This window comes from Streptomyces cinnamoneus, assembly GCF_002939475.1.
GTDB classification, from domain to species: domain Bacteria; phylum Actinomycetota; class Actinomycetes; order Streptomycetales; family Streptomycetaceae; genus Streptomyces; species Streptomyces cinnamoneus_A.
Map to the genome: position 1 here is coordinate 1,586,806 of NZ_PKFQ01000001.1, position 11,669 is coordinate 1,598,474.

Sequence of the window (11,669 nt, forward strand, 5' to 3'; positions counted from 1 at the left end):
CGGCGGCTCAGCCCGCCGTACGCCCCCGTACGCCCGAGGTCGCGCAGCGCGTCCAGGACCTCCGGCGCCGGGCTTCCGGGCAGCCGGAGGCGGCCCGGCGCCCAGCCGGACGTGCGGCGCCTCGGCGCCGGCCCGCACCCGTGCTCGTCCGCGGCCTCCCCGGCCGGGCCGTGCTCGGCGGCGGCCTCGGCGGAGACCATGACGGGCGGGCTCCCCAGCCCGCGCGCCGCGGCCGGGCGGGCCGGGGGCCCGCCCCGGGACCTCCTAGAGGTCCACCTCGCGCATCAGCATGCCGACCTCGGTGTTCGTCAGGCGGCGCAGCCAGCCCGACTTCTGGTCGCCCAGGGCGATCGGGCCGAAGCTGGTGCGGACCAGCTTCTCGACCGGGAAGCCCGCCTCGGCGAGCATGCGGCGGACGATGTGCTTACGGCCCTCGTGGAGGGTGACCTCGACGAGGTAGTTCTTGCCGGTCTGCTGGATGACGCGGAAGTTGTCCGCGCGGGCCCAGCCGTCCTCCAGCTCGATGCCGCTCTTGAGCTGCTTGCCGATGTCGCGCGGCAGCGGGCCCGTGATGGCGGCGAGGTAGGTCTTCTGCACGCCGTAGCGCGGGTGCGTCAGACGGTGGGCCAGCTCGCCGTGGTTGGTGAGCAGGATGATGCCCTCGGTCTCCGTGTCGAGCCGGCCGACGTGGAAGAGGCGGGTCTCGCGGTTGGTGACGTAGTCGCCGAGGCACTGGCGGCCGTCCGGGTCCTCCATGGTGGAGACGACGCCGGCCGGCTTGTTCAGCGCGAAGAAGAGGTACGACTGGGTGGCGACCGTCAGGCCGTCGACCTTGATCTCGTCCTTCTCCGGGTCGACGCGCAGGCCCTGCTCGGTGACGATCTCGCCGTTGACCTCGACGCGGGCCATCTCGATGAGCTCTTCGCAGGCACGGCGGGAGCCCATGCCCGCCCGGGCCAGCACCTTCTGCAGGCGCTCGCCCTCCTGCTCGGCGCCGGGGAAGGTCTTGGGGGTCTTCACCTGCGGCTTGTTGTGCCGCTCCCGGTTACGCTCCTCGATCTTGGCGTCGAGCTCGCGCGGGCGGGCCGGGGCATAGCCGTGGCCACGGGCGGGGCCGCTGCTGCGCCCGCCCGCACCGGCGGTCGAGCTCTTGCGGGGGCCGCCCTTGGCGCCGCCGCGGGCCGCCGCACCGCGAGCGCCGGAGGGTCCACCGGTGCGGCCGCTGGTGGGGCCGTTACGGGTGCGCTCGGCGTCGGGGCCCACGTCGTAGCGGCGCTCCTCGGGGCGCGGACGGCGAGGGCGCTCCTGCTGCCGGTCGTCCCGGCGGTCGTCCCGCCGGTCCCCGGAGCGACCGCCGTCGTAGCGCCCGCCCTCGGAGCGGCCACCGCCGTAGCCGCCGCCACCGGAGCGACCGCCACCGGAGCGACCGCCGCTCTCGGGGCGCCCGCCGCCGGAACGACCGCCCTCGGAGCGGCCACCGCCGTAGCCGCCGCCGGAGCGACCGCCGCTCTCGGGGCGTCCGCCGCCGGAACGCCCGCCGCCCGCGCGCCCGCCCCCGGACCCCGGACGGGGAGACCCTGCCCGGCCGCCCCGGTCGTCCCGGTTGCCGCTTCCGCTGTTCCTGCCGCTGCTTCGCATCAAAGTTCCGTCTTGTCGTCCGCTTCGGTGTCCGGTGCGTCCGGATCGAACGACGGCACCCCTTCCGGGGAGTCGCCCTCGACCGCTTCCGCCTCCGGGAGGAACGGAGCCAGCTCGGGGAGCTCGTCCAGGCCGCGCAGGCCCATCCGTTCCAGAAAGTAGTTCGTCGTCCTGTACAGGATCGCACCTGTTTCGGGTTCCGTCCCCGCCTCCTCCACCAGACCGCGCTGGAGGAGGGTGCGCATGACCCCGTCGCAGTTCACTCCGCGCACCGCGGAGACCCGCGAACGGCCGACCGGCTGACGGTACGCGACGACCGCCAGGGTCTCCAGCGCGGCCTGCGTCAGCCGGGCCTGCTGGCCGTCGAGGACGAAGGACTCGACGGCGTCGGCGTACGCGGGACGGGTGAAGAAGCGCCAGCCGCCGGCCACCTCCCGCAGCTCGAAGCCGCGCCCCTGGGCCGTGTACTCCTCGGACAGCTCGCGCAGCGCCCGCTCGACCTCGCGCCGGGGCCGGGCGAGGACCTTGGCCAGGTGCTCCTCGGTGGCCGGCTCGTCGACGACCATCAGGACGGCCTCCAGGGCCGGGGCGAGGGGCAGCTCCGCCACGGCCGGCGCTCCGGCGGGGGCCTCCGCCGGTCGTCGCGGCTCCTCGTGCACGTCGTTCACGCCGTCGCCTCCTCGGGCTCGGTCTCCGGCTCGCGGTCGAATTCGTCGGTCACGACCGGGGAGGCGTCCGCCGCGCCCGTCCAGCGGACCGTCAGGGCCCCGAGCGCCTCGTCCTGGTCCAGGACCACCACGCGCTCGCGGTAGAGCTCCAGCAGGGCCAGGAAGCGCGCCACGACGGTGAGGGTGTCGGAGGCGTCCGCCGTGAGCCGGCCGAAGGTGGCCTCGCCCGCCTCGCGCAGCCTGGCGACGACGACCTCGGCCTGCTCGCGCACACTGACCAGCGGGGCGTGGATGTGGTCGACGTAGACCTGCGGCGCCGGCCTGGGGCGCATGGCCCGGGCCGCCAGCTCGGCCAGGCGCTCGGCGCCGATGCCGAGGACGACCTCGGGCAGCAGCTCCGCGTGGTGCGGCTCCAGGCCGACCGTGCGGGGGTGGCGGTGGGCCTCGTCCTCCAGCCGGCCGCTGAAGATCTCGGCGATCCGTTTGTACGCGCGGTACTGCAGGAGCCGGGCGAAGAGCAGGTCGCGGGCTTCGAGCAGGGCGAGGTCCCCTTCGTCCTCCACCTCGGCGGCGGGCAGCAGCCGGGCCGCCTTGAGGTCGAGGAGCGTCGCGGCGACGACGAGGAACTCGGTGGTCTGGTCCAGGTCGAACTCGGGGCCCATGGCGCGGATGTGCGCCATGAACTCGTCGGTGACCTTGTGCAGGGCTACCTCGGTGACGTCCAGCTTGTGCTTGGCGATCAGCTGGAGGAGGAGGTCGAAGGGGCCTTCGAAGTTCTCCAGGTGGATGGTGAAGCGGCCGTCATCGGGGGTGCCGGCACCGTCGGGGGCGTCAGCGCCGCCGGTGGTGTCCGCGGGCTCGGGCGCCTCGGCCGGCTCGGGGGTGTCGGGGGTCCCGGCCGGCTCCGCACGGTCGGCAGCCTCGGAGAGGGCCGCCGGCTCGGAGGGGGCCGCCTGCTCTGCCGTGCCGGCCGCCGGGGGCTCGGGGCGGGTGTCCGCAGCCGGGGCCGTACCGTCGGCCTCCGGCCCGGCCGCCGTGGCGCGGGCGGTTCCCCCGTCCTCGCGCCGGCCCGGGTCGCCCCCGCGCGCTCCGTCGTCACCGGCCGGCGGCGGGACGGCGGGCCGGCTCGCCGGGCCGCGGCCCAGGGGACGGCGGGCCGGGGACGAGGCGGCTGGGGGCATTGGGTTTCCAGGGGGCGGGGGAAGCGGAACGGGCCGTACGGCCCGAGGACGCGTACGGCAGGAGGCTAGCGCGGCGCGGCCCCTCAGCGGCCGCGCAGGCGCCGCACGAGGATGCTCGCGTCGCCGCGGGACTCCAGGTCGGCCAGGACGACGGCGACGGCCTCCCGGACGATGCGGCCCCGGTCGACGGCCAGCCCGTGCTCGCCGCGCAGCACCAGGCGCGCGTGCTCGAGGTCCATCAGCTCCTCCGCGGAGACGTAGACCGTGATCTTCTCGTCGTGGCGCTCGCGGCCGCTGGGGCGGCGGCCCCCGCTGCGGCCCCGGCGCTTGCCGGTCGCCGGCTCGGCGGCTCGGGGCGCGGTCGCGCGGTCGGCGGTGGTGGGGCGCCGCTCGGCGTCCTGTTCCTGGCCCGCCGCGGCGGGCGCGGTCGCGTGGCCGTCGTGCTCCGTTCCCTTGCCCGGCCGCTCACCGTCGGGCGCGTCGCCCGGACCGGGCACCCTCGGCGGCTTCTCGCCGTTCGCCTTGCGGCGGGGCGAGGAGGACTGGAGCCCCATGCCTCCGGTGGTGCGGAACAGTTCGTCGGCGCCGGGCAGACTCACTCGGCGTGACAACGGGCGAGCACCTCCCTGGCCAGCTGACGGTATGCGGCGGCGCCGACGGAGTTGGACGCGTAGGTGGTGATGGGCTCGCCCGCGACCGTGGTCTCGGGGAAGCGGACCGTGCGGCCGATGACCGTGTGGTAGACGTGGTCGTCGAACGCCTCGACGACGCGCGCGAGGACCTCGCGGCTGTGCACGGTGCGCGAGTCGTACATCGTGGCGAGGATGCCGTCGAGCTCCAGCTCCGGGTTGAGCCGCTCCTGGACCTTCTCGATGGTCTCGGTGAGCAGCGCCACGCCGCGCAGCGCGAAGAACTCGCACTCCAGCGGGACGATCACCTTGTGAGCCGCCGTCAGGGCGTTGACGGTGAGCAGGCCGAGGGAGGGCTGGCAGTCGATGACGATGTAGTCGTAGTCGGCCATCAGCGGCTTCAGGGCGCGCTGGAGCGTGGACTCGCGGGCCACCTCGCTGACGAGCTGGACCTCGGCCGCCGACAGGTCGATGTTGCTGGGCAGCAGGTCCATGTTGGGCACCGCCGTCTTCAGCAGGACCTCGTCGGCCGACATGCCCCGCTCCATGAGCAGGTTGTAGACCGTCAGGTCCAGCTCCATCGGGTTGACTCCGAGCCCGACGGAGAGCGCTCCCTGCGGGTCGAAGTCGACGAGCAGCACCCGGCGGCCGTACTCGGCGAGCGCGGCGCCCAGGTTGATGGTCGAGGTGGTCTTGCCGACCCCGCCCTTCTGGTTGCACATCGCGATGATCTTGGCCGGACCGTGGTCGGTCAGCGGCCCGGGGATGGGGAAGTACGGCAGGGGACGCCCCGTGGGGCCGATGCGCTCGCGGCGCTGGCGCGCGGCGTCGGGTGCGAGAGTGGCCGCGTACTCGGGGTCGGGCTCGTACTCCGCGTCGGGGTCGTAGAAGTGACCGTCCGGCACTTCCTCGTAGTCGGCGAGACGGGTGGTCTCCACCCCGCCCCGGTCGCCGGCCATGGCGTTCACGTGTTGACCGTCCATGCTCTGGTGGGCTGTCGTCATGCTCTGGATGTTCTGGTGTGCTGCGAAGGTGTGGACAGCGACGGAGCCGACTGCTTGGAGTCCCACGGGACTCTGGCCCTGCGCAGGCATTCCTGGGTGACCACCCCCGGGAGCAAATGTCGACTCATTCACAAGTCGTCCTACCTCCTTGGTGACCAGGAAACATCTAGATACGTCAGCGTGGCACCATGCCGACGGTTGGCGACTCTATGGCGTGTCGGCGGTCCGCAGCAACACAATCCGCCGGAGACGGCACGATGTGTCGGCAATCGAACACCCTTCTGTCAAGGGTGTACGGGAGATAACCCGGAAGATTCACGGGCGGGCGAAACGGGGGCGAAACACCCCGGCCGGGCCTTGCTCGACAAGGCCCGGCCGGGTACGTGCTCTTCGACTGATGACGCCAGGGGCTCAGCCGAGGAGGCTGCTCAGTTCGACCTGCGGCAGTCCGTGCGCCTCGGCGACGGGGCCGTAAACGACCTGTCCCTCGTGGGTGTTGAGGCCCTTGGCGAGCGCGGCGTCACGGCGCAGCGCCTCCTGCCAGCCGCGGTTGGCCAGCTCCACGATGTAGGGCAGCGTGGCGTTGGTCAGCGCGTAGGTGGAGGTGTTCGGCACCGCGCCCGGCATGTTGGCGACGCAGTAGAAGACGGAGTCGTGGACCTGGAAGGTCGGCTCCGCGTGGGTGGTCGGCTTGGAGTCCTCGAAGCAGCCGCCCTGGTCGATCGCAATGTCGACAAGTACACTTCCGGGCTTCATCTTGGCGACGAGCTCGTTGGTGACCAGCTTGGGGGCCTTGGCGCCCGGGATGAGGACGGCGCCGATGACCAGGTCGGCCTCGACGACGGCCTTCTCCAGCTCGTAGGCGTTGGAGACGATCGTCTGCACCTTGGTGCCGAAGATCTTGTCGGCCTCGCGGAGCTTGTTGACGTCCCGGTCGAGCAGGGTCACGTGGAAGCCCATGCCGACGGCGATCTGCGTGGCGTTCCAGCCGGAGACGCCACCGCCGATGACGACGGCCTTGCCGGCGTGGGTGCCCGGGACGCCGCCCGGCAGCACGCCGCGGCCGCCGGCCGAGCGCATCAGGTGGTAGGCGCCGACCTGCGGGGCCAGGCGGCCCGCGACCTCGGACATCGGGGCGAGCAGCGGCAGCGCGCGGTTGGCGAGCTCGACCGTCTCGTACGCGATGGCGGTGGTGCCGGACTGCAGCAGGGCGTCCGTGCACTCGCGGGACGCGGCCAGGTGCAGGTAGGTGAAGAGGGTCTGGCCCTTGCGGAGGCGGTGGTACTCCTCCGCGATCGGCTCCTTGACCTTCAGCAGCAGGTCGGCGGTGGCCCAGACGTCATCGGCGGTGTCCAGGATGGCGGCGCCGGCCTCGACGTACTCGGCGTCGGTGATGGAGGAGCCGAGACCGGCCCCCTTCTCCACGAAGACCTGGTGGCCGTTGCGCACCAGCTCGTGCACACCGGCCGGGGTGATGGCCACGCGGAATTCGTTGTTCTTGACCTCGCGGGGGATGCCGACCTTCACGTCGATCACGGTCCTTGAATCAGAGAATGACAGGCTAATCCCTGATATGCCGGGCACACCAGAGCAGACCGCGTCGATCGCGGCCTAGCCAGTCTAATGAAGGATTGCGCGCTGTCTAGCCTTGCAATGCAGCAATCTTTGCGCGAACCGCCACTGATTTCTTAGGTCGAAGATCCAGTGTCCTGGCCCCCCTCACCGGGCCTCCTCAGCTCGCCCCCTCTCCGAGCAGCTCGTGCGCCGCCCGCCGGTGGGCCTCCGCGGCCGCCCCGTCGCCCAGCCGGTCCAGCGTGTCCGCCAGCCGCAGCCGCGCCGCCGCCTCCAGCCGGCCGTCCCCGGCCCGCCGGGCGCACTCCATCGCCTCCAGGCCCGTCCGCAGCGCCTCGCGCGAGCGGCCCGCCTGTTCCAGCACCCGGGCGGCCTCGCCCAGCGCCCTGGCCTGCCCCGCCTGGTCCCGCAGTCTGCGGTGGGCCGCGGCGGCGGCCCGCCAGTCGCGCAGCGCCTCGCTCCACTGGCCCGCGTAGCCGTGCACCGCGCCCAGCCGCCCGTACAGCCTTGCCTCGTCGGCCAGTTCGCCCCGGGTCAGGCGCAACTCCAGGGAGCGCCGGTACCAGTCGGCGGCCCGCTGCCAGTCGCCCAGCTCCTGGTGCGCCGCGCCGATGGACTCCAGGGCCCGGCTCGTGGCGTACGGATCGCCCGCCTCCCGCGCCGACTGCAGCGCCTGGCGGTAGCGTTCGAGGGCTTCGGGGGTGCGCCCGCCGCGGGCGTCCAGGTCGCCGAGGTTCAGCAGGGCCGCCGCCTTCTCCAGGGGCATCTCGCAGCGCCTGGCGACGTCGAGGACGAGCTGGTGCAGCCCGTAGAGGTCCGGAGCCGCAGCCTCCGGCCCCAGGTGGGCGGTCAGCGCCCTGGTCAGCGCCGACACCAGCCGGCGGGCCAGGGTGTCGAGCCGGCCGTCCTCCACCGCCAGCCGGGCCGCCGCCAGCAGCGCGGGCAGCCGCGCCAGCAGCCACTCCTCGGCGGCGGGCCGCGAGGGGAACCGCAGGGGTCTGGGCAGCTGCTCGATCCTGCGCCGCACCGCCGGGTCGTCCTGCTCCGTCGCGGCCCGGCAGGAGTGCAGCTGCCGCACGGTCCGCTCCAGCATCCGCGCCCGCGCCAGCTCGATCTCCGCCGGCCGCTCCTGGGCCTGGAGCAGCGCGCCGAGCAGCTCCGCGAGGCAGCCCGGCACCCGGTACTGCGGCGGCAGCGCCCCCTCCGCCCCCTCGGGGGCCTCCCCCCTCAGCAGGCCCCGCGCGGTGAGGTCCTCCAGCGCCGACTGGGCGGTGGTGAGCGCGCAGCCCGCCAGGGCGGAGGCGGTGTGGGCGTCGGCGAGCCCGGCGGGCGCCAGCGCCAGCAGGTGCAGCAGCCGGGCGGAGGAGGGCGGCAGCGCCTCGTAGGCGAGCCAGAAGGCCCTCGCCAGCGGACGGGCCGCGCCCTCCCGGCCGGCGGCGGGGCCGCCCGCCGGCAGCTCGCGCAGCCGCTTGGCCACGTCGACGACCGACATCTTGGGCCGGGCGGCCAGCCAGCCGCCGACGAGCACCAGCGCGGCGGGCTGGCCGCCGCACTCCTCGACGACGGCGCTCGCCGCCACCGGGTCGCAGGTGATCCGCGTCGGGCCCGCGTACCGCTCCAGCAGCTCCACGGCCGCCGGGGTGTCCAGCCCGCCGAGCGTGCACGGCCGCACGTCGGGCACCCCGGTCAGCGGACCCCGGGAGACGGCGACCACCAGGCACTCGGGCTCGTCGGGCAGCAGCGGGTCCACCTGCCCGGCCCCCGCGGCGTCGTCCAGGAGCAGCAGCACCCGTCGTCCGTTGAGCGCGGCCCGCAGCGCCTCGGTCAGCTCGTCCTCCCGCGCCCCGGCCGGCACGGGGGCGTTCAGCGCCCCCAGCAGGGCCCGCGCGGTCCGCTCGGTCGGTACGGGCTCCCCGTCGGCACCCGTGAGGCGGGCGCGCAGTACTCCGTCCGGGTAGTCCCCGGCGAGCTGCCGGGCGAGCTCCTCGGCGAGGGCGGTGCGGCCGGAACCGGGCCGGCCCGCGATGAGCAGCACCCGGCCGCGCGGTCGCTTGCGGCCGGAGAGGGTGTCGAGGCCGGCCCGCACGATGTCGGCCCGCAGCTCCTTCAGCTCGCGCTGGCGGCCGACGAACGGGCCGGCCGGGGCGAAACAGGGCGCGGGCGCCGGGGCCTGACGGGGGGTCATCACCGGTCCCACGGCGGCCAGCCGTCGCCCGGGCCGGTCCGTCGCCGGTCCGCCGGTCTCCACCGTCCGCTCCGCCACGGGGCCACTCCCGTTCCACCCTGCACACGCTCGAGCCCGCCGCGGCCGCGGTCGGGAACGTGTCGAGCCTAGTTCACCGGCCCCCTCACCCCCGGTAACCCACACCCGCCATGCCGAAGATCACCTATTCGGGTTGCATGACGATAGGACCGGGGGTGGTGAAACCGGGGCGGCACACACGGTCACGCGGTCACGCGGTCACGCGGTCACGCGGTCACGCGGTCACGCCTCGAACGGGCGGGCCGGCCAGGGCGCGTCGGCCGGACGCAGCGCGTCGAGGCCCTCGCCCGCGAGCGCGGCGGCGACCGCGAGCACGCCGACGGCCAGGGAGTTGTTGTGGAGTTCGCCAGCGAGGACGCCGCGCACCAGCTCCGGCAGCGGGACGCGGGCCAGCTGCATGTCGAGTTCCTCGTGCTCGACCGCGAAGCGGTCGCCCTCGACGTCGGAGACGCCGCGCGCCAGGAAGATCCGCACGGCCTCGTCACAGCCGCCCGGGGTGGTGTAGACGTCCGTCAGGACCCGCCAGTCCTCGGCCTTGACGTGCGCCTCCTCGTACAGCTCGCGCTGCGCGGCGTGCAGCGGGTTCTCCCCCGGCACGTCCAGCAGGCCGGCCGGGATCTCCCACAGCCGCTGGCGCACCGGGTGGCGGTACTGGTTGATGACCAGGACGTGCATGTCGTCGTCGAGCGCCAGGACGGCCACGGAACCGGGGTGCACCTGGTAGTCGCGCGTGACGACGGAGCCGTCGGGCATGACCACCTCGTCCGTGCGGACGCTGGTCTTGTTGCCGGTGAACGGCGTCGCGGACGCGTTGATCCGCCACTCCTCGGCGGTGTCCTGGATGCGGTGCGCCGTGTGCGCCATGTGTGTGTCCTCCCGAGAACGCGGAAACCGGGGTGGGCGCCTCCTGCGGGAGGCCCCCACCCCGGTCCACCGTATAGGTCAGCCCTGCTGACGCTTGACGGCCGCCTTCACCAGGCCCGCGAAGAGCGGGTGCGGGCGGGTCGGGCGGGAGCGCAGCTCCGGGTGGGCCTGGGTGGCCACGAGGTAGGGGTGGACCTCGCGGGGGTACTCGACGTACTCCACCAGCTTGTTGTCGGGGGAGGTGCCGGAGAAGACGATGCCGGCCTTCTTCTCCAGCTCACCGCGGTAGGCGTTGTTGACCTCGTAGCGGTGGCGGTGGCGCTCCTCGACGTACGGCTGGTCGTCGTAGACCTCGCGGACGATCGAGCCCTCGGCCAGCTTGGCCGGGTACATGCCCAGTCGCATCGTGCCGCCCATGTCGCCCTCACCGGCGACGATGTCCATCTGCTCGGCCATGGTGGAGATCACCGGGTGGGCCGTGGCGGGGTCGAACTCGGTGGAGTTGGCGCCCTCGATGCCGGCCAGGTTGCGGGCGGCCTCGATGACCACGCACTGCAGGCCCAGGCACAGGCCCAGCAGCGGCACCTTGTTCTCACGGGCGTAGGTGATGGCGCCGACCTTGCCGTCCACGCCGCGGTCGCCGAAGCCGCCGGGGACGCAGATGGCGTCGACGTCGGACAGCTGCTTCTTGGCCCCGGCCGGGGTCTTGCAGTCGTCCGAGGTGACCCACTTGATCTTCACGCGGGCCTTGTTGGCGAAACCGCCGGCGCGGATGGCCTCGGTCACCGACAGGTAGGCGTCGGGCAGGTCGATGTACTTGCCGACCAGCGCGACCGTCACCTCGTGGTCGGGCTGGTGGACGCGGTCCAGCAGGTCGTCCCACTGCGCCCAGTCCACGTCGCGGAAGGGCAGGTCCAGCTTGCGGACGACGTAGGCGTCCAGGCCCTCGGCGTGCAGGACCTTGGGGATGTCGTAGATCGACTTGGCGTCGATGGCGGCGACCACCGCGTCCTCGTCCACGTCGCACATCAGCGAGATCTTGCGCTTGATGGCGGTGGGCACCTCGCGGTCGGCGCGCAGCACGATCGCGTCGGGCTGGATGCCGATGTTGCGCAGGGCGGCGACGGAGTGCTGGGTCGGCTTGGTCTTCAGCTCGCCGGAGGGGCCGATGTAGGGCAGCAGCGAGATGTGCACGACGAAGACGTTGTCGCGGCCCACCTCGTGGCGGACCTGGCGGACGGTCTCCAGGAACGGCAGCGACTCGATGTCGCCGACGGTGCCGCCGACCTCGGTGATCACGACGTCGACATCGTCGGTCGCCATGCGCCGGATGCGGTGCTTGATCTCGTTGGTGATGTGCGGGATGACCTGCACGGTGTCGCCCAGGTACTCACCGCGGCGCTCCTTGGCGATGACCGTGGAGTACACCTGGCCGGTGGTGACGTTGGCCGAGCCGTCGAGGTCGACGTCGAGGAAGCGCTCGTAGTGGCCGATGTCCAGGTCGGTCTCGGCGCCGTCGTTGGTGACGAACACCTCACCGTGCTGGAAGGGGTTCATCGTGCCCGGGTCGACGTTCAGGTACGGGTCGAGCTTCTGCATCGTCACCCGCAGGCCCCGGGCCTTGAGCAGCGCGCCCAGGCTGGAGGCGGTCAGTCCCTTGCCGAGCGAGGAGGCGACACCCCCTGTGACGAAGAGGTGCTTGGTCGTCGTGGGCTTTGCGGCAATAGCCAAAGGGGGGCTCCCGTGGTCGCGAGGTGAAGGTGCGTACCGGCGATCACCCGGTTGTTTTCGGGGGTGCCGTCGCTGCGGTTGGGGGGTCTGGCGCCCGCCGGTCCACGGGGTACCAGGGT

General features: G+C 73.3%; 9 protein-coding genes. All 9 read right to left on the reverse strand.

Annotation, left to right across the window (positions count from 1 at the left end):
* Positions 1-264 precede the first annotated feature (264 nt).
* Positions 265-1,638, reverse strand: a complete 1,374-nt coding sequence (locus CYQ11_RS06445; RefSeq protein WP_099202039.1) for a pseudouridine synthase — start codon at positions 1,636-1,638, stop codon at positions 265-267.
* Positions 1,638-2,306: an SMC-Scp complex subunit ScpB gene (gene scpB, locus CYQ11_RS06450; RefSeq protein ID WP_398780533.1), complete on the reverse strand. Its 669-nt coding sequence runs from the start codon at positions 2,304-2,306 to the stop codon at positions 1,638-1,640. Before scpB ends, CYQ11_RS06445 begins: the two co-directional genes overlap by 1 nt.
* On the reverse strand, positions 2,303-3,487 hold the full coding sequence (locus CYQ11_RS06455; protein ID WP_099202038.1) for a segregation and condensation protein A: 1,185 nt from the start codon (positions 3,485-3,487) through the stop codon (positions 2,303-2,305). Before CYQ11_RS06455 ends, scpB begins: the two co-directional genes overlap by 4 nt.
* A gap of 83 nt (positions 3,488-3,570) precedes the next feature.
* Positions 3,571-4,098, reverse strand: coding sequence for a hypothetical protein (locus CYQ11_RS06460; protein WP_099202037.1), 528 nt, complete (start codon positions 4,096-4,098; stop codon positions 3,571-3,573).
* The gene (locus CYQ11_RS06465; protein WP_099202036.1) at positions 4,083-5,210 is read right to left on the reverse strand and encodes a ParA family protein; all 1,128 of its coding nucleotides are present in this window, start codon (positions 5,208-5,210) and stop codon (positions 4,083-4,085) included. Before CYQ11_RS06465 ends, CYQ11_RS06460 begins: the two co-directional genes overlap by 16 nt.
* 321 nt (positions 5,211-5,531) lie before the next feature.
* Positions 5,532-6,647 carry an alanine dehydrogenase gene (ald, locus tag CYQ11_RS06470; RefSeq protein ID WP_099197509.1) on the reverse strand — a complete coding sequence of 372 codons (1,116 nt, stop codon included), beginning with the start codon at positions 6,645-6,647 and terminating at the stop codon, positions 5,532-5,534.
* A 205-nt stretch (positions 6,648-6,852) separates the two neighbouring features.
* Positions 6,853-8,955: a tetratricopeptide repeat protein gene (locus CYQ11_RS06475; RefSeq protein ID WP_420894536.1), complete on the reverse strand. Its 2,103-nt coding sequence runs from the start codon at positions 8,953-8,955 to the stop codon at positions 6,853-6,855.
* A gap of 222 nt (positions 8,956-9,177) precedes the next feature.
* A complete protein-coding gene (locus tag CYQ11_RS06480; RefSeq protein WP_099202035.1) occupies positions 9,178-9,819 on the reverse strand; it encodes an NUDIX domain-containing protein in 642 nt (213 codons plus the stop codon).
* 78 nt (positions 9,820-9,897) lie between these two features.
* Positions 9,898-11,550, reverse strand: coding sequence for a CTP synthase (locus tag CYQ11_RS06485; protein ID WP_398780535.1), 1,653 nt, complete (start codon positions 11,548-11,550; stop codon positions 9,898-9,900).
* Between the last annotated feature and the right edge of the window lie 119 nt (positions 11,551-11,669).

Coding starts and splice junctions, on each gene's coding strand:
- CYQ11_RS06445 (WP_099202039.1), bottom strand. CDS start 1,638: ATGCGAAGCAGCGGCAGGAACAGCGGAAGCGGCAACCGGGACGACCGG.
- CYQ11_RS06455 (WP_099202038.1), bottom strand. CDS start 3,487: ATGCCCCCAGCCGCCTCGTCCCCGGCCCGCCGTCCCCTGGGCCGCGGC.
- CYQ11_RS06465 (WP_099202036.1), bottom strand. CDS start 5,210: ATGCCTGCGCAGGGCCAGAGTCCCGTGGGACTCCAAGCAGTCGGCTCC.
- CYQ11_RS06480 (WP_099202035.1), bottom strand. CDS start 9,819: ATGGCGCACACGGCGCACCGCATCCAGGACACCGCCGAGGAGTGGCGG.